Below are 16,169 nucleotides of genomic sequence, written 5' to 3' on the forward strand. Positions count from 1 at the left end.
ATGCCGAAACGCCCATTCGAGGAAACGTGGATGGCTAATGAAATAGGTATTCCCTTGGAAGATTTCGCTGAGGGGAAGACTCAACCAGAGCTGGCTTTACTCATCGGGGTTTCGCAAAGCGCGGTGTCTCAAATGCTGAACTCGGCACGGGATATCCGAGTGCGAGTTGATGAGAAAGGGGCGTGTTTTGCGGTGGAGATTCGACCAATCGGATCGCGCCGCAAGCCCAGAGCTGCATAAAAAAGGGTGCCGGACTGGGGCCTCTCACCAAAGATCCCCCAGTCCGGCTACGACGACATACAGCACATGCACATCGGTCGTGGTCGTAGGATAGGGCGTGCCCCTTTCTATGGCTAGACCGTAAAAGGGGTATTTACGGTTATGAGTCGAACAGATAAATCGCCGGCCGCTGGGCCGGTTCTTTCGCTCCGCAAAGCGATCTATCGCGCGGCACATGATTACCGGGGCGGCGTGACTGCCTTGGCACTTGATATGGTGCTCGATTACGACAGCCTGCAGAAGAAGGTCAAGCACGACGAAGAGCGTCGCTGGCTGGACCCTGATGAGCTGGAAGAGGTGATCAGGTTGACCGGCGATCCTTGCCTGCTGGATGCCTTGGTCAGGCCAGCGGGTGCCGTTTGGTACAAGCCAATTCCGGTACCGGCAACTGCGGATGCGTTGAAGGCCGTCGGCAAGATGCTCGAGGAGTCGGGCCAGTTCGTGGCCTGTATGCACGACGGTGCTGCAGACAATATCTGGGAGCCCCACGAAGTACTACGACTGGAGCAGCGCGGCATGGATGTTATTCGTGAGGTGCTTGGCATCATGGCAGGTGCCCGCAAGGCGATGGAGGGCGCTGACAATGTCTGATGATGTCGATATCGCCAACGAGGCCGCCGAACAGTTTCGCCTGCGTGCACTCGCAAATCGCCCACGCCCGACATGCTCCGTCAGCGCGCAATTCTGCGAGGATTGCGACGAACCTATCCCGTTACTTCGTCAACAGGCCGTGCTGGGTTGTGCTACCTGCGCCAGTTGCCAGGGGTTGCGGGAGCGGCGGCGATGAGTGAGCAATCCACCAGCACCGCGATATCGTCCTGGGCTCGCCGCTACATCGAAACCTTCAATCTCGCCCTGGTCCCAATTGACCCGGGCGAAAAGGGTCCGAAGGGCAAGGGTTGGAACAAGCCGGGCGGCTACATAACCGACCCGGTCGCCGCCGAAGCATTTTGGCAACGCAATCCCAATCACAACCTGGGCGTAGTGCTCGGGCCAAGCCGTGTTTGCTCGTTGGACGTTGACGATGTGCAGTGGACGCGGTTTGTATTGTTTGATCAGATGGGCCTTGATCTGGATGCCATGGCAGTGGTCTATCCGACCATCGTTGGCAACCCGCTGCGGTTCCGTGTGCTGTTCAAGATGCCCGACGACATTGAGCTGACGCGCCACTCGCTTTCGTGGCCCAATGAAAAAGACCCCGATGGCTCGATTCACAAGGCGTTGATGGCTCGGGCCAAGGCGGCGAAAGAGCTGGGTGATGCTGTTGATGAGGCCGCAGCGCAAACCGAGGCCGAGGAATACAAGCGCTTCACGGTGTTTGAATTGCGAGCAGGCCTGGTGCAGGACGTTTTCCCGCCATCGATCCATCCAGGCACTGGAAAGCCCTACGCCTGGCGCACGCCGCCGAACGCAGCGGAAGGCCTGCCGGTTCTCACCAATGAGCTGCTGAACATTTGGCAGAATTGGGACGTCTTCAAGCGCAACGCCGAGGCCGCGTGCCCATGGGCGCCAAAGCCCAAGAAGCCTGCCGCGAAGCCCGTCAAGCGTGCGGCGCCAGCTGGTGACAAGCCGTCGGTGATCGACGAGTTCAATCGTTGCCACGATGTTGAGGAACTGTTGCGCGCCCACGGCTACATCAAGCGGGGTAACAAGTGGTTGTATCCCCAGAGCAGCACCGGGCTACCAGGTGTGACGGTCACCGAAGGCAAGGTCTACTCCCATCACGGCGCCGATCCGTTGGCCAACGGTCACCAGAATGATGCTTTTGAAGTCTTCTGCCTGCTGGATCACGATGGCGATCAGTCGAAAGCCGTGAAGGATGCCGCCCGTATGCTGGGCATGCAGCATTCCTCACGCCCGAACCCTCAGGAACTTCCCCCGACCCCATCGGCGGATGCCAGCGAGCAGGACTCCAGCGCCCCAGTTAGTGAGGCCGCTCCTACTGCTGACGGGGGGGCGGGGGAGGCGTTGACCTATGAGCAGGTGCTGCGCAGGTACGTGCTAGTCGAGGGCACCACGCAAGTGTGGGATCTCGACAAGGCACGGACGATGAAGAAAACCGCGTTTGAGGCCCGTGTCGGGAAGCCCCTGGCGAAACAGTGGATGGATGACACCCAGAAAAAGCTGATCTCGGACGATAAGGTCAAAGAGATCGAGCAGGCCCGCAAGATGGCGGGCAAGAAGGGTGGGGCGCTGAACCTTGAGCCGATTGAGCGCTATGTCTATATCGACGGTACCAAGGATGTTTGGGACCGAGAGAAGAAGCGCCGTGTGCCGGAGGGCGCCGTCAAGATGGCCCTCGGCGATATGTATGGCATGTGGTTGAACAGCCCGGATCGCCGCGTGGTTGACGTGGAGAACATCGTCTTCGACCCGACGATGACCAAAGACCCGAACGTCTATATCAACACCTTCGACGGACTGCCCATGGAACCGAACCGCGATGACGCGGCGTGCGAGAACCTACGCTGGTTGATCTCTTTCCTGTGCAACCACGACAAGTCGTCGAGCGATTGGTTGGTACGGTGGTTGGCGTACCCGTTGCAGCACCTGGGCGCGAAAATGGACACCGCAGTGTTAGCTCACTCGACCATGGAGGGCTCGGGGAAAAGTCTGCTGTTCGCTGACGCATTCGGGCTGCTATACGGGCAATACGCGGCTACGGTCGGGCAGACACAGCTGGAAAGCAACTTCAACGCCTGGCAAAGCCGCAAGTTGTGGGCCGTGTTCGAAGAGGTGGTGAGCCGTGATCAGCGTTACAACCAGGTGGGCAAGATCAAGCACCTGGTGACCGGCAAGACGGTGCGTATGGAGTCGAAGTTCATCAACGGTTGGGAGGAAGCCAACCACATGAACGCCGCGTTCCTCAGCAACGAGATTATGCCCTGGCCGATCTCGCCCAGTGATCGGAGAATGTTGGTACTGTGGCCGATGGAGACGCTACCGGTGGAGCGCCAAAAGGCCGTGGGCAGGGAACTGGAGAATGGTGGTGTCGCGGCGCTGTATGCGTGGTTGTTGTCTGTTGACCTGGGCGGCTTTGACCAGCGCACCAGGCCGCCCAGTACTGATGCGCGGGAGCGGTTGGTGGCACTGAGTCGGGCCAGTTGGCAAACTTTTCTGTTCCTCTGGCAATACGGCGAGCTGGGGCGCGATATGTGGGGAGCCTGTTTGTCGAGCGATCTGTACGCGATGTTCCTGGAGTGGTGCCACCGAAACAAAGAGCATGTGATGAGCCAGACGAAGTTCTCTTTGTTCATTAGCTCTGAGGTGGACAAGACCCGCGCCATCCCCTGGACCGACGGCAGCAATCGCAAGTTCGGGGCGTTCTTTTTCCCTCGGGGTGAAGGCGCTTCCCAGCCCCCATCAGTCAGTTCGGCCGATCTGGGCAAGGCGGTGGTTGCCTGGCGGGCGGCGGCGCGCCTGGCGGGCTGGAACGTCGACAACTGGGACCATATCAAGGCGGCTGCAGCATGAGTCCGACTAAATGTGTGTTGGGTGTGTTGGGTGTGTGTTGGGTTGGTTTTCGATACCCCACACAATATCGAGCCTTCTATTTCGAGGCTTTGCGCCTGCTGTGTTGGGTGTGTTGGGTTTGTCGTCGCGCACGCGCATGGGCGACGTTATTTGAATCCCTGGAAGCTAGATTTTTTTCTTATGCGAGAACCGTTAAACCCAACACACCCAACACACTCAACACATTTGATTTAAAGCTATTGAATTTAAAGGGTTTTAGTTGTGTTGGGTTTGTGTTGGGTATGGCGTTTTTTGTGTCGGGTGTGATTTTGGATGGGGGAGCAGGGCGATGATCGAGGAAGTCGAAGAACTCATGCAGCATTGGGGTAACCAGTTCAACCAGGTTGGTGATGGTGGTGGGTTGGGTAGCCCGATGGCGACGATTATGGAGTGGGGCGGCTCTGCCCCTCGCAGCACACCGGGATCTCGAGATCTTATGATGGCCTCCGGCGGTGGTATGGATCACGCTGCAATGGAAGTCGCCGCAGCCCTTGCGCAGTTGGAGCGGCAGTCTGATAAAGGTGCGTTGCTGGCGAAGCTCGCACGGAATCGGTATCTGCCGAGGCCTGCGTGGTCGGTTCGATCTCAGTTGCCATTTCTCGGCCTGGGTGATGACGCCGACCGCACCTATCGGAATTGGGTCCATACGTTGCATCAACAGGTGCTGGTGATCCTGACCGTGCGCAGCGCGCCAGGTCGCGCGCGGAACATGCGCGTAAAGTCACCAGCGACCAATCTAACGCGGGCGTCCAGCGTGCCGCGCGTCAGAACTTTCTGACTGCCGTTCGTCTGGAGGAATTGCCTCAAAGCTGCGTCAAAGTGCGTCAAAAGTGCGCCGAGAGGATCAACCGAAAAACACCCCTTTTCGGTTTTTCCGGAGAGGGGTAAAAAGTCCCCACGATATGGAATTTGCGCCTCGGCGCTGACCTCGCACGTGCTGTGCAGCTTCACCCGGCTTCCCTAGGCCGGTCACCTGACCCCGCTTCGGCGGGGTTTTTAATTTCTGCCCAATGGGTGTCTGCAATGGAGTATCAGCATGGGCGAGCCAGCAAGCACGGCTGCAACAGTTGTCGTGGCCGGTGGAGCCGGTGCTGCTGTAACGGGGTTGCTCACTGGCATTGATGGGCTTGCCGTGATCGGCGCTCTCGCTGGTGCCCTGGTGTTCTTTACCACCACCGAGGAGTTGCCAGTGTGGAAGCGGGTTGTCTTCCTGCTGGTCTCCTTTGTGATGGGTTACCTGTTTGCCCCGGGTATGGCTGAGTTAGAACTGTGGGGCATTCGCCCGTTCAAGTACTCCGGCCCGGCGGCGTTCGGTGCCTCGGTGCTGGTGGTGACGGTTGCGCTCGCCATTATCAAACGTCGTGGTCTCGATGCTGAACAGCAGGGGAGGCAGGATGGATAGTCACCTGATGCAGGAAGTGCTCACCCAGATCACGTTCTGGTTGTGTGTAGCGCTCTTCGTTCGCCTGTTTACCTTCCGCCGCCGTGGTGCGCGGTTCCGCCGTGATATGAGTTGCCTTGCCTGGTTGGTGATGGTGGCGTCCGGTGCGGTGATCGTCTACATCGGCAAGGGCCAGTTGATTATGCCGCGCAACTCTTGGCCGCTGGTGCTGCTGCTGGCGGTGTTCGTCGGGTCGGTGTGCCAGAGTTCGGGCAACCTGGCCAGGGTGTGGAAAGTTGGTTGATGTCTTGGGTCCAGGTGAATGAGTTTTCAGCTGATGCACAGGGGCTTTCCCCTTCAGACTTCAGAAAGTGGATCTGTAGCGTCATGCATCAAAATGGTGCGCCCAAAAGTTGCCGGGGACCCTGGCGGCATTTGAGGGGTACGGGGCATGAAACCCGCGGGAAAGCGTTAGCGGGTGGGCTGCCAGCTTACTGAAATTCAATCCATTGAAATTGAAAGGTTTCCATTGAAAAGCCGTTGAAAAGGAGGGCTTATGACGGATTCACTCTTCCTGTCTAAAAGCGCTTTCGCGGCTCGCATCGGCAGGACGCCGAGCTACATCACTTGGCTCAAAGGCAACAACCGCCTGGTGCTGTCGCCTGACGGCAAGATGGTGGACGTGCTGGCAACCGAAGCGCTGATCCTCGAAACCGCCGACCCCAGCAAGGCCGCCGTCGCTGCTCGACACCAGCAGGACCGGATCCAGCGTGACGTTTACAGTCAACTGTCCCCCCAGGTCGAGCCGACTAACACGGCTGCGCCGCAGCAGCCTATTGCTGTCGGCGCCAGAGGCCACGACTTCCAGAAAGCTCGCGCCATGCGCGAATACAACTTGGCACAGCTGGCCGAGATCGAGCTGCACAAGGCGCAGGGCTCCCTGGTCGCCAGGGATGCCGTCGAGCTGGGCGCCTACAACGCCGGGCGCCATCTGCGGGATCAGTTGTTCGGCCTACTGCCCCAGCTGTCCCACAAGTTGGCAGTGATGACCGACCCTTGGGACATCGAAAAACACCTGACGGCGACACTCCGTAAATCACTGGAAGAGGCTGAGCGCATGTCCTCCTCCGACCTCGAACGAGCAATGACGACGAGCTGACTTATGACCACGGAATTTCCTGACGGTGACCGTGCGTACCGTGAGGCGTATTTCCGTGGTTTGCGTCCTGATCCAGATCTCTGGATCGACGAGTGGGCCGACGAGTACATGCGCATCCCGCGAGACACGGGCGCGCCTGAGCCCGGCCAGTACCGCACCGAGCGCACGCCGTACGCTCGCGAGCCCATGCGCTGCCTGTCGCCGGCTCACCCGTGCCGGCGAGTGATCACGATGGTGGCCTCGCAGCTGATGAAAACGCAGATCGCCTTGAACTGGATGGGCGGCCTGATTCACATGGCGCCGTCTAACATCCTGGCGCTGCTGCCTAGCCTTAGCCTGTCCAAGCGAGTGTCCGGACGGATAAGCAAGACGATCAAGGCAACCCCGGAGCTGGCAAAGCGGGTAGCGGCCAGCCGCTCGCGGGATGCCCGCAATACCATGGACACCAAGGAGTTCGAGGGCGGGGCCTTGTACGTCACGACGGCGGGCTCTGCGGCCAACCTGTCCGAACTGTCGGCGCGCTACATCTACGGCGACGAGGTTGACCGCTGGGAAAACGACGTCGGCCAGGAAGGTGACCCCATCGTGCTGGCGGAAACGCGTGCTACCAACTTTGGCCGCAACGCCAAGATCTACTTCTCCAGCTCGCCGACGATCAAGGGCGCCTCGCGGATCTCGGACTTGTTCGAGTCCAGCGACCAGCGTTACTACTACGTGCCATGCCCCACCTGTGGGCATATGCAGGTGCTGGAGTGGGAGCGGTTGCTCTACAGCAAGGACTACAGCACGGTTCACTACCAGTGCGCCGCGCCTGAATGTGATGTGCTGATCGAGGAGCATCACAAGACCGACATGCTCGCTCGTGGTGAGTGGCGTGCCCACGGCAGCGGCGATGGCAAGACGGTGGGGTTCCACCTGAACGCGCTCTATTCGCCGATTGGTTGGAAGGACTGGCCGTCGCTTGCCGAGGAGTTCGAAGACGCCAAGAAGGCCCAGGCCAAGGGTGACATGGGCTTGATGCAGGTGTTCTACAACACCCGTCTCGCCAAGGTATGGGACAGCGCGCAAGAGCAGACTAAGGCTGAGGTGTTGGTCGCTCGCGCACGGCTGGAGACCTACACCCTCGGCAGCATGCCGGTGGGCGTGCTGATGCTGACCGGCGCCGTCGACGTTCAGGCCAACCGCCTGGAACTGATGGTAATGGGCTTCGGCGTCGGCATGGAACGTTGGGTGGTCGACCACCAGGTAATCTGGGGCGACCCTGCCGATGAGCGCACCTGGGCGGTGTTGGACGAAAAGCTCAAGGTTCGATACCGGCATCCATGCGGTGTCGGCTTGGCGATCCTAGCGACGGGCGTCGACTCCGGCGGTCACCACACCGACGAGGTGTACCAGTTCTGCCGTGTGCGGCGCTGGCGCAACATCTTCGCCATTAAGGGCGCGAGCAAGCCCGGCAAGCCGGTGATTGCTCAACGACCGTCTATGGTCGACGTGACCTGGAAGGGCCAGACCGAGCGCGGTGGCGCCGAGCTGTGGTTCGTCGGTACCGACACCGCGAAGGACTGGATCTACAACCGCTACGCCTTCGAGGACGGCCCCGGTTCGTTGCACTTTGCCAACGACCTGCCGGATGATTTTTTCGCCCAGTGCGTTGCCGAGCGCAAGGTCGCCCGATACGTCAAAGGCTACAAGCGTATCGAGTGGGTCAAGGGCAAGGCTGAGCGCAACGAGGCGCTCGACCTGATGGTGTATTGCCTGGCGATGGCGCATTACCTCGGCATCAACCGGTACCAGGAACACGACTGGGAGCGGGTGCGACAGGCGCTGGCTCAGTCCGGTTTGTTCGACGATGTGTTGGGCGTCAAGCCCGTGCAGGGCGAGCGCGTCGACGCTGACGAAACACCGGCACCGGCACCAGTTGCGGCGCGTCAGTCGCTACCCGCACCTCCACCTGCTGCACCTGTCGCCCAACCGCGACCCGCTGCACCCCCACAACGCCGCAGCTCCACCAGCGGTTACCTGAAGAGACGCTGATATGTCGTTTACCCCGAAGCACCTCGAAGCCATCGAGCGCGCCATTGCACGCGGTGAAAAGACCGTGCGCTACAGCGACCGCACGGTGGAGTACCGCTCCATCGACGAACTGCTCAAGGCTCGTGACGAGATCCGCACTTCGCTGAGTCAAGCCGCCGGGCCGCGCTCTCGCGTGATCCGGCTTACCCACGGAGGCAAGGGAATCTAATGGCCCGACATTATCCGACGCTGACCCGTAACGGATTCTTGCTGCCGTCGAACATCAAGGCCAGTTACGAAGGCGCCGGTGAGGGCCGACGTTCGGCCAGTTGGGAAGCCACCGACAACGGGATCAACAGCATCAACACCCCGGCCCTGCGCAATCTGCGGGCACGTTCGCGGGCGGCGGTGCGCAATGATCCGTACGCGTTCAACGTCATCGACAAGCGTGTTAGCAACCTGATCGGCACCGGCATCACGCCCAGGCCGACTACTGAAGATGCAGAGTTGCGCAAACTCCAGCAGCAGCTGTGGGATGACTGGGTCGATGAAGCGGATGCCGATCAACTGACCGACTTCTACGGTATGCAGGCCCTGGTAGCGCGCACGGTGGAAACGGCGGGCGAGTGCTTTGTGCGGTTACGGCCGCGCAGCCTGAGCGAGGGTTTGGCGGTGCCACTGCAGCTGCAGGCGCTGGCGCCTGAATTCGTCCCGCACGACAAGTTCGAGACGGCCAAAAACGGCAATGTGATTCGCGCCGGGATCGAGTTCAACCCAGCCGGCAAGCGTGTGGCGTACTGGATGTACTTGTCGCACCCACGCGATTCATCGTCGCTGAACACCGGTTACAACCAATTGGTGCGTGTGCCGGCGGCGCAGGTGTTGCACATCTTTGAACCGATGGAGCCTGGGCAGTTGCGTGGCGTGCCGCGTCTGGCGCCAGTGTTGAAGCGCCTGCGCAGTCTCGACAACTACGACGACGCGGTGCTGTTCCGGCAGGAGGTGGCGAACCTGTTCGCGGGCTTCATCAAGCGCCCGGCACCGGAGGCAACGCAGCAGCCTCGCGATCCCGTTACGGGCATGCCATTGAACGTTGACCGCGACGGTTTTACACCGATGGTGGCCCTGGAGCCCGGCACGATGCAGGAGCTGGGGCCAGGTGAAGAGGTGGAGTTCTCCAAGCCACCGGACGCGGGCAACAACTATCCGGACTTCATGCGGCAGCAACTGATGGCTGCAGCGGCGGGTTCTGGTACGCCTTACGAGATCCTCACTGGCGACATGCGCGAGGTCAACGACCGGGCGCTGCGGGTGGTGCTCAACGAGTTCCGGCGGCGCCTGGAGCAACTGCAATTCGGCGTGTATGTGCATCAGCTGTGTCGACCGGTACGTGCGGCCTGGATGGACATGGCGGTGCTGTCCGGCGCCCTGGTGCTGGATGACTACGTGCAACGTCGCCGTGAATATCTGCGCACGCGTTGGGTGCCACAAGGCTGGGCCTATATCCAGCCGGTGCAGGACGTACAGGCGCGGCGGATGGAAGTGCAGGCGGGCTTTGGTTCTCGCAGCGAGATGTGTCTGCGCAACGGCTACGACGCCGAAACCATCGACGCTGAAAACGCCGCCGACCTCGCCAGGTCCACGGACCTCGGCCTCAACTACACCACGCTTGATGCCATCGAGCCGATTGATGACAAGGAACAACCATGAGTAAAAAAGCCAAGCCCCGCGTTTACGACAAGGCGGGCAAGCAGGTAAAGGTCGCCGATAAAAGCTGGTACACCCTCCAGGCCAGTGGCGAAGCCGAGCAACGCAACATCGAAATCTTCGTGTATGGCGAGATCGGCGCCTGGGGCGTCACCGCCAATCAGTTCGTGCAGGATCTGCGCGCCATGGATGACGGCGCGTCCCCCGTGATTGTCGCGTTCAATAGCATCGGCGGTGATCTGTTCGACGGCCTGGCGATTCACAACGCGCTGTCGCGATTGGGCGAGCGCTGCACCGGTCGCATTGATGCTCTGGCGGCCAGCGCGGCCAGTGTCGCGGTTTGTGGCGCTCACCGAGTAGTGATCGCGGCCAACGCCATGTTGATGATTCACAACCCTTACACCTTTACCGGTGGTGATGCCGAAGACTTCCGCCGCGTCGCTGACGTGCTGGACCAGACCCTGGAGGCGATTATCGCGGCCTACAAAGCCAAGGCGCCGGACATTGACGAAGCCGAGCTGCGGCGCATGGTCAACGCTGAAACCTGGCTCACGGCCAACGAGGCGGTGGCGCTGGGCCTGGCCGATGAAGTCGGCGACGGCCTCAAAGTCAGCGCTTGTCTCGGCCAGGGCAGCGTGTTGCAGCGTTTCCAGCATGCCCCTCCTGAGCTGCTCGCCCAACTGGACGAAGAGCCGGAGGTCGATCCGCCGGAACCAGATCCAGCCCCCGTGTTGGACGCGTCCAAGCTGGCGCTGATGGTCACACAGGGTTGTGCAGCAGCGGGGATCAGCAACCTGGTGGAACCGCTGCTCGCCGCAACCAAGCTCGAAAGCGAAGCGGTGATCCAGGCTGCACTGACCAATGCGAAAACGTTGCACGGTCTCTGTGTAGCAGCACGGCTGCCAGAGTTGACCGGTGAATTCATCACGGCCGGCCTCGACGAAGCCGCAGTCCGTGCACGGCTGTTCGACAAGCTTGTAGGCAGCGGCGGCGGTTTTGAAATTAACAACAGCCTGCCGCTGGACGATGATCCAGCCTCAACGGTCAAGGCCAAGCAGGTCGACACTCACTCAATCTGGGCCACCCGTCAGGCGGCGCAGAACGGTAACTCGAAAGGAGCAAGAGCATGAAAATTGAATCGATGCACGCAGGCGAGTTCCTGCTGTCTGAGGGCGCCGGCAATATTTCCCGCGAAGCGATCAATGTAGCCGCCGGTGCCGCTCTGGAACCGGGTCAGATCCTGGGGCTGGTCACCCTCACCAGCGAGTTTGCCCCGTATCAGCCGACCGCCGAGGACGGCACCGAAAATGCCATCGCGATCCTCTACGGGCCACTGGGCGAATCGGATGTAGTCCGGCGCGGTCGTGCCATCGTGCGCATGGCCGAGGTGAGCGAAGCCCATTTGACTGGCCTCGACCCCGCCGCCGAAAAGGCCCTGGCTACCCATTTCGTGATCGTCCGCTAAGACGCTCACCCTTTTTATCCATCCCGCTGCGTGCGGGATTTTTCGTTTCTGGAGAGTACCCCATGGCCGATATCGCCATTTTTGAAGACGATGCGTTCAGCGTTTCCTCGTTGACCGCTGCAATCAATGACCAGGAATACCTGCCGGGCCGCATCAGCAGCCTCGGCCTGTTCCGCGAAGAAGGCATCAGCACCCTGACCGTGCAGATCGAGAAGGACGGTGACACCCTGGCCTTGGTACCGGCGGGTGAACGCGGTACTTCGGGCCTGGTGGTCGGCGGGACCAAGCGTCAGATGATTCCCTTCAACACTGTGCACTTGCCTGAACGCTTCACCATCAAGGCCGATGAGATCCAGGGCATCCGAGCTTTTGGCTCGCGCACTGAGCTGCAGTCCGTGCAGGACGTCGTCAACAAGCGCTTGGCGAAGGCCCGCCGCCAGTTGGATGCCACTCACGAATTCCAGCGCATGGGCGCCCTGAATGGGCAAATTCTGGACGCTGACGGCAAGACTTCGCTGCTGGACATCTACAAGACGTTCGGCGTGGTTCGCAAGAAGCTGCCGATGGGCTTGGGCAACCCGGACACTGAGCTGCGTGTCCGTGCCGGTGAAGCGCTCGATATGCAAGAGGAAGCCCTGGGCAGCATCACCAGCACCGGCTCCCGAGCCTTCTGCGGCAAGAACTTCTGGAACAAGCTGATCGTTCACAAGTCGGTGAAAGAGACCTACCTCAACACCATGCAGGCCGCTTCCCTGCGTGGCGATGCCCGTGAAAGCTTCGAGTTTGGCGGGATCGTCTGGGAGCGCTATCGCGGCAAGGTGGCGGGTGTTTCGTTCGTCCACGACGACAAGGCCCTGCTGATCCCTGAAGGCGTTCCGGATCTGTACATCTCGTCCTTCGCACCTGCCGACTACATGGAAACGGTCAACACCCAGGGCATCCCGTACTACAGCAAGATCGAACCGCTGCCGTTCAACAAGGGCGTGGCCGGTGAAGCTCAGTCCAACCCGTTGCACCTGTGCACGCGGCCGCTGGCGCAAATCCTGCTGGAACTCTGACCGTGAGCTTTCGCGACCTGGTCGCCGAAGTCGACGCGGTGGTGTTCGAAACACTGGGCGATACCGCACGGATCGAGGGTCGCGAACAACCAGTGCTCGGCATGTTCGCTGCACCCTGGTTACAGCCGAAGCTCGGCAAGCTGAACACTGGCTTGCGCGAGCCTCGGTTTGAGATCCGCGTCTCTGATTCGGAGGGTCTTGTACGAGGGCTGTTGGTCAGCGTCGACTTGCCTGCTTTGGATGGCGGCGGCGATTACGACCTGCTGCAGTTGGAGCCGAGCGGTGACGGTCTTGTGGCCCTGATCTTGAGGTTACGCCCATGAGTGTCGGTAGCTACTACAAGCCCTCCGCTGGCGGCGGGATGATCTCTATCCAGTCCTCGGCCGCAGATCTCCAGGCGTTTCAGGACTTCGCCAAGTTGGTGCCCAAGGCAGCAGCTACGGCGCAACGTCGAGCGATCAACAAGACTCTGGGGTGGTTGCGCACGCACATCGCGCGGGCAGTCAGTCGCCAGGAGCGCATTGCTGTTGCGGCGGTGCGTCAGCGGTTGCGCAGTTATCCGGTGTCCGGCGGAGCTGCGAGCGGCAAGCTGTGGTTTGGTTTGAACGCCATTGAGTCCAGTCGAATCGGACGAGCGCGGCAGACCGGCAGCGGTGTTTCAGTTGCCGGGCGGCGGTACCAGGGCGCGTTCCTGAAAAAGGTCTACGGCAACAAAGCAGACATCTGGATTCGTACTGCGAGCAAGCATTTCAACGCAGACGATTATCCCGACAGCACGGTGTCACCCGGTCGAGGGCCAAGTTCAGGGTGGGTTGCGGAAAACGGCAGCCGCTTCCCGCTGGCTAAGGCCAAAGTGTCTCTGGAGCAGGCCCGTCCGCACTTTGAAAGCTGGGTACAAAAGGCCGATGAACGCTTACTGGAGATCCTAAAACAGGAACTTAACTTTGAGCTGCAGAAGTACCTCAAGAGGATCGGGTAATGGCTGACGAACCTTTCAGCTTGGATCAGCTATACCAAGCGGTCGAGCAACACCTAGTGCTGCATCTGCAAGGCGTTCAGACAGTAAGGGCCTGGCCGAACATCCAGGACCGCATTGCCCTGCCGGCGGTGTTTTTGGAGCTGGCCGAGATTGAACCAGGTACCGACATCGGCACGGGTGAAACCACGTTGGTGTGTAAGTTCGAGGCGCGGATTATTGTTGACCCGATCCATCCCCAACATCAGCAACAGGCGGTGCAGTTGGTCACTCAGCTTGCTGTTTTACTGAGGGCTCAGACCTGGGGGCTTGAAGTCGAGCCGGCAGAGTTCGTTCAGGCACTACAGGATTGGACCCAGCCAGCGTTGGATGGTTATACCGTCTGGCTGGTGGAATGGGCGCAGCAGGTGTACCTCGGCCCTGAAGAGTGGCTTTGGCCCGATCAGCCTCCCGGCATGCTGTTGTTTGGTTTCAATAACGATGTCAAAGAGGACTTTGTTTCTGCGGAGGATTTGTGAGCAGCTACGTTGCTGCCCAGCACGACCGCATGCTTGCCGGGGTGGTCAAAGATTGCTTTGTGGTTGCGGTCGATCTGGCTGCCTCCCCGCCGGTTTGTCGGGTTTCGGATGGCGAATGGACTAGTGCCTGGGTACGTTGGCACAGTATCGCTGCCGGCAAGGCCAGGCACTGGCGGGCGCCGTCTATGGGCGAGCAGGGGACACTGGTTAGTGCCAGCGGTGACGTGTCACAGGGCACGTTCATACCGGGTTTGTATGGTAATGCCGGCCCCCCGCCGGACAACCGCGATCATGTGGAAGTCTGGCGGTTTGATGACGGCGGTTCGCTGATCTACGACTGGCAAGCCAAGAGCTACAGCATCACTCTGCCCAGCGGCACGGTGACGATCAAAGTCGCCAGTACTGAGGCGGTTATCACGGACAGCGCCGTGAATGTGACCACCGGCAACATCAATCTGAAGGCGGCGGTGACCATCGACGGCGCGTTACACGTCACGAAGGGAATCACCAGTGCCGGCGCGATCATTGACGCTGGTGGTAACAGCAATCACCACACCCATTAATTTCAACCCACAAACAGCCCGCCCAGCGCGGGCTTTTTCATATCTGGAGTCTGCCTTATGAGTAAGTCTAGAACTGATGGCGATTCTGCCGAGACCATTGTGGTTTCGGGAGTGAAGCCTGCGCCGCTGGGGTTTTCCGTTACTGCTAGCGCGGTTGAGTCCATCGGGCCAGCGCGTGTTTTTCGCGACAAGGTTTTCACCTCGCGGACATTGATCCTACCCGGCGGCGGGACACTTGCTGTTGTTGAAGGTCGCGTTACCGCATGTGGCGATGATCAATTTGCGTTCTTGAAAGCGCATCCAGATCTGGAGCAATTGCTGGAGTAATCAAATGATCGGAATGGACCGCCATACAGGCCTGCCCATTTCCGGCGTCGCGCACTTACGCCAGTCCGTTACAGACATCTTGGGCACGCCGTTGGGCAGTCGTCGGCACCGTATGGATTACGGCAGCAAGCTGCGCCGGTTTGTTGACTTGCCCGTTAACGAGGGCTGGAAAAGCGCTGTGCAGGCTGAAATAGCGCGAGCCCTTGGGCGCTGGGAGCCTCGCTTAAAACTGGACCAGGTGCGTGTCATTTCCGTTATCGGCGGGCAAATCAACCTGAAGATCGTCGGGCAGTACCTGGGCGACGGCGTCACGCTAGAGGTGGCTGTATGAGTATCGTTGACCTGTCGTCGTTGCCGGCACCTACCGTGTTGGAGCCTCTGGACTTCGAAGAGGTTTATCAGGAGGGGCTGGGGGTTTTTCGCGGGTACATGGGCAGCAACTGGACTGCCGCACTTGAAAGCGATCCTGTGGTTAAGGTGTTGGAGGCTGGTGCTTACATCAAGGTCGGCAACCGCGCTCGAGTCAATGACGCCGGCAAAGCGGTATTGCTGGCGCACGCCATACGCGGCGACCTCGATCACTTGGGTGCCAACGTCAATCTAAAGCGCCTGGTTATTCAAGCCGAGGATCTGCTGGCGGTGCCACCGGTGCCGGAGGTCAAGGAGGAGGATGACCCGTTTCGTGAGCGCATCCAGTTGGCCTATGAGGGCTTGACCACGGCCGGCCCGCGTAACAGCTACATCCTGCACGCCCGTAACGCCTCGGGCCTGGTAGCGGATGCCACGGCCGAAAGCCCGGCGCCCTGTCACGTTACGGTAACGGTGTTGGGTTTGGACGGGGAAGGCGAGGCCTCCCCGGAACTGCTTGCTACGGTAGCCGCCGCGCTGAATGACGACGACGTGCGGCCGGTAGGGGATCGTGTGACGGTGCAGAGCGCGCAAGTGATCCGCTACCGAATCGATGCCGTGTTGCACATGATCAGTGCGGGGCCTGAAGCGGACGCCAGTTTGGCCGAGGCTAAAAGTCGGTTGGCCGCCTGGATCAACCCGCGCAAACGGCTGGGTATTGAGGTGGCCCGCTCCGGCGTAGATGCTCAGTTGCACGTTGCCGGTGTTTCCCGGGTTGAACTGATCGGCTGGCAGGACTTGGCCCCGACCAAGGCTCAGGCGGCGTTCTGTTCGGGCTATACCGTGACGCTGGCGGGCTGAC

Annotated in this window: 21 protein-coding genes; all 21 read left to right on the forward strand. The window is 60.3% G+C overall.

The window, feature by feature from the left end; translation table 11 throughout:
• The first annotated feature begins 30 nt into the window (after positions 1-30).
• The 21 genes from APH41_RS29600 (at position 31) to APH41_RS04410 (ending at position 16,168) form a co-directional block, all read left to right on the forward strand.
• Positions 31-240, forward strand: coding sequence for a Cro/CI family transcriptional regulator (locus tag APH41_RS29600; RefSeq protein WP_032892964.1), 210 nt, complete (start codon positions 31-33; stop codon positions 238-240).
• A 141-nt stretch (positions 241-381) separates the two neighbouring features.
• Positions 382-870 (forward strand): phage regulatory CII family protein, encoded by a 489-nt coding sequence (locus tag APH41_RS04320; RefSeq protein ID WP_054917664.1) that lies wholly within the window; start codon positions 382-384, stop codon positions 868-870.
• A complete protein-coding gene (locus tag APH41_RS27870) occupies positions 863-1,066 on the forward strand; it encodes a TraR/DksA C4-type zinc finger protein (RefSeq protein WP_082430416.1) in 204 nt (67 codons plus the stop codon). The genes APH41_RS04320 and APH41_RS27870 overlap by 8 nt, the downstream gene beginning before the upstream one ends.
• Entirely contained in the window at positions 1,063-3,753 is a 2,691-nt protein-coding gene (locus APH41_RS04325) for a bifunctional DNA primase/polymerase (RefSeq protein WP_054917667.1), read from the forward strand. Before APH41_RS27870 ends, APH41_RS04325 begins: the two co-directional genes overlap by 4 nt.
• Positions 3,754-4,081: 328 nt before the next feature.
• Entirely contained in the window at positions 4,082-4,570 is a 489-nt protein-coding gene (locus tag APH41_RS04330) for a hypothetical protein (protein ID WP_054917669.1), read from the forward strand.
• Between the two features lie 258 nt (positions 4,571-4,828).
• Positions 4,829-5,194, forward strand: coding sequence for a putative holin (locus tag APH41_RS04335; RefSeq protein WP_054917671.1), 366 nt, complete (start codon positions 4,829-4,831; stop codon positions 5,192-5,194).
• Positions 5,187-5,477, forward strand: coding sequence for a phage holin family protein (locus APH41_RS04340; RefSeq protein ID WP_054917674.1), 291 nt, complete (start codon positions 5,187-5,189; stop codon positions 5,475-5,477). The genes APH41_RS04335 and APH41_RS04340 overlap by 8 nt, the downstream gene beginning before the upstream one ends.
• 252 nt (positions 5,478-5,729) lie before the next feature.
• The gene (locus APH41_RS04345) at positions 5,730-6,332 is read left to right on the forward strand and encodes a hypothetical protein (RefSeq protein WP_054917680.1); all 603 of its coding nucleotides are present in this window, start codon (positions 5,730-5,732) and stop codon (positions 6,330-6,332) included.
• Between the two features lie 3 nt (positions 6,333-6,335).
• Positions 6,336-8,366 carry a phage terminase large subunit family protein gene (locus APH41_RS04350; RefSeq protein ID WP_054917683.1) on the forward strand — a complete coding sequence of 677 codons (2,031 nt, stop codon included), beginning with the start codon at positions 6,336-6,338 and terminating at the stop codon, positions 8,364-8,366.
• A 1-nt stretch (position 8,367) separates the two neighbouring features.
• Complete coding sequence (locus APH41_RS04355) at positions 8,368-8,574, forward strand: phage head-tail joining protein (RefSeq protein ID WP_032889620.1); 207 nt, start codon at positions 8,368-8,370, stop codon at positions 8,572-8,574.
• Positions 8,574-10,055 carry a phage portal protein gene (locus tag APH41_RS04360; protein WP_054917685.1) on the forward strand — a complete coding sequence of 494 codons (1,482 nt, stop codon included), beginning with the start codon at positions 8,574-8,576 and terminating at the stop codon, positions 10,053-10,055. The genes APH41_RS04355 and APH41_RS04360 overlap by 1 nt, the downstream gene beginning before the upstream one ends.
• Positions 10,052-11,182, forward strand: a complete 1,131-nt coding sequence (locus tag APH41_RS04365; protein ID WP_054917687.1) for a head maturation protease, ClpP-related — start codon at positions 10,052-10,054, stop codon at positions 11,180-11,182. Before APH41_RS04360 ends, APH41_RS04365 begins: the two co-directional genes overlap by 4 nt.
• The gene (locus APH41_RS04370) at positions 11,179-11,517 is read left to right on the forward strand and encodes a head decoration protein (RefSeq protein ID WP_054917690.1); all 339 of its coding nucleotides are present in this window, start codon (positions 11,179-11,181) and stop codon (positions 11,515-11,517) included. The genes APH41_RS04365 and APH41_RS04370 overlap by 4 nt, the downstream gene beginning before the upstream one ends.
• Before the next feature lie 62 nt (positions 11,518-11,579).
• Positions 11,580-12,575, forward strand: coding sequence for a major capsid protein (locus APH41_RS04375; RefSeq protein WP_054917692.1), 996 nt, complete (start codon positions 11,580-11,582; stop codon positions 12,573-12,575).
• 2 nt (positions 12,576-12,577) lie between these two features.
• Entirely contained in the window at positions 12,578-12,898 is a 321-nt protein-coding gene (locus APH41_RS04380) for a hypothetical protein (protein ID WP_054917694.1), read from the forward strand.
• Positions 12,895-13,554 carry a hypothetical protein gene (locus tag APH41_RS04385; protein WP_054917696.1) on the forward strand — a complete coding sequence of 220 codons (660 nt, stop codon included), beginning with the start codon at positions 12,895-12,897 and terminating at the stop codon, positions 13,552-13,554. The genes APH41_RS04380 and APH41_RS04385 overlap by 4 nt, the downstream gene beginning before the upstream one ends.
• Complete coding sequence (locus tag APH41_RS04390; RefSeq protein WP_054917699.1) at positions 13,554-14,069, forward strand: hypothetical protein; 516 nt, start codon at positions 13,554-13,556, stop codon at positions 14,067-14,069. The genes APH41_RS04385 and APH41_RS04390 overlap by 1 nt, the downstream gene beginning before the upstream one ends.
• Positions 14,070-14,098: 29 nt before the next feature.
• Positions 14,099-14,632: a phage baseplate assembly protein V gene (locus APH41_RS04395; protein ID WP_054917744.1), complete on the forward strand. Its 534-nt coding sequence runs from the start codon at positions 14,099-14,101 to the stop codon at positions 14,630-14,632.
• Positions 14,633-14,689: 57 nt separating this feature from the next.
• Entirely contained in the window at positions 14,690-14,959 is a 270-nt protein-coding gene (locus APH41_RS04400; protein ID WP_054917701.1) for a hypothetical protein, read from the forward strand.
• 4 nt (positions 14,960-14,963) lie between these two features.
• Positions 14,964-15,290: a GPW/gp25 family protein gene (locus APH41_RS04405; RefSeq protein ID WP_054917702.1), complete on the forward strand. Its 327-nt coding sequence runs from the start codon at positions 14,964-14,966 to the stop codon at positions 15,288-15,290.
• Complete coding sequence (locus APH41_RS04410; protein WP_054917703.1) at positions 15,287-16,168, forward strand: baseplate J/gp47 family protein; 882 nt, start codon at positions 15,287-15,289, stop codon at positions 16,166-16,168. Before APH41_RS04405 ends, APH41_RS04410 begins: the two co-directional genes overlap by 4 nt.
• The last annotated feature ends 1 nt before the right edge of the window (position 16,169 follow it).

Source organism: Pseudomonas sp. NBRC 111138 (genome assembly GCF_001320835.1).
GTDB lineage: Bacteria > Pseudomonadota > Gammaproteobacteria > Pseudomonadales > Pseudomonadaceae > Aquipseudomonas > Aquipseudomonas paracarnis.

Coding starts and splice junctions, on each gene's coding strand:
- APH41_RS29600 (WP_032892964.1), top strand. CDS start 31: ATGGCTAATGAAATAGGTATTCCCTTGGAAGATTTCGCTGAGGGGAAG.
- APH41_RS04320 (WP_054917664.1), top strand. CDS start 382: ATGAGTCGAACAGATAAATCGCCGGCCGCTGGGCCGGTTCTTTCGCTC.
- APH41_RS27870 (WP_082430416.1), top strand. CDS start 863: ATGTCTGATGATGTCGATATCGCCAACGAGGCCGCCGAACAGTTTCGC.
- APH41_RS04325 (WP_054917667.1), top strand. CDS start 1,063: ATGAGTGAGCAATCCACCAGCACCGCGATATCGTCCTGGGCTCGCCGC.
- APH41_RS04330 (WP_054917669.1), top strand. CDS start 4,082: ATGATCGAGGAAGTCGAAGAACTCATGCAGCATTGGGGTAACCAGTTC.
- APH41_RS04335 (WP_054917671.1), top strand. CDS start 4,829: ATGGGCGAGCCAGCAAGCACGGCTGCAACAGTTGTCGTGGCCGGTGGA.
- APH41_RS04340 (WP_054917674.1), top strand. CDS start 5,187: ATGGATAGTCACCTGATGCAGGAAGTGCTCACCCAGATCACGTTCTGG.
- APH41_RS04345 (WP_054917680.1), top strand. CDS start 5,730: ATGACGGATTCACTCTTCCTGTCTAAAAGCGCTTTCGCGGCTCGCATC.
- APH41_RS04350 (WP_054917683.1), top strand. CDS start 6,336: ATGACCACGGAATTTCCTGACGGTGACCGTGCGTACCGTGAGGCGTAT.
- APH41_RS04355 (WP_032889620.1), top strand. CDS start 8,368: ATGTCGTTTACCCCGAAGCACCTCGAAGCCATCGAGCGCGCCATTGCA.
- APH41_RS04360 (WP_054917685.1), top strand. CDS start 8,574: ATGGCCCGACATTATCCGACGCTGACCCGTAACGGATTCTTGCTGCCG.
- APH41_RS04365 (WP_054917687.1), top strand. CDS start 10,052: ATGAGTAAAAAAGCCAAGCCCCGCGTTTACGACAAGGCGGGCAAGCAG.
- APH41_RS04370 (WP_054917690.1), top strand. CDS start 11,179: ATGAAAATTGAATCGATGCACGCAGGCGAGTTCCTGCTGTCTGAGGGC.
- APH41_RS04375 (WP_054917692.1), top strand. CDS start 11,580: ATGGCCGATATCGCCATTTTTGAAGACGATGCGTTCAGCGTTTCCTCG.
- APH41_RS04385 (WP_054917696.1), top strand. CDS start 12,895: ATGAGTGTCGGTAGCTACTACAAGCCCTCCGCTGGCGGCGGGATGATC.
- APH41_RS04390 (WP_054917699.1), top strand. CDS start 13,554: ATGGCTGACGAACCTTTCAGCTTGGATCAGCTATACCAAGCGGTCGAG.
- APH41_RS04395 (WP_054917744.1), top strand. CDS start 14,099: ATGCTTGCCGGGGTGGTCAAAGATTGCTTTGTGGTTGCGGTCGATCTG.
- APH41_RS04400 (WP_054917701.1), top strand. CDS start 14,690: ATGAGTAAGTCTAGAACTGATGGCGATTCTGCCGAGACCATTGTGGTT.
- APH41_RS04405 (WP_054917702.1), top strand. CDS start 14,964: ATGATCGGAATGGACCGCCATACAGGCCTGCCCATTTCCGGCGTCGCG.
- APH41_RS04410 (WP_054917703.1), top strand. CDS start 15,287: ATGAGTATCGTTGACCTGTCGTCGTTGCCGGCACCTACCGTGTTGGAG.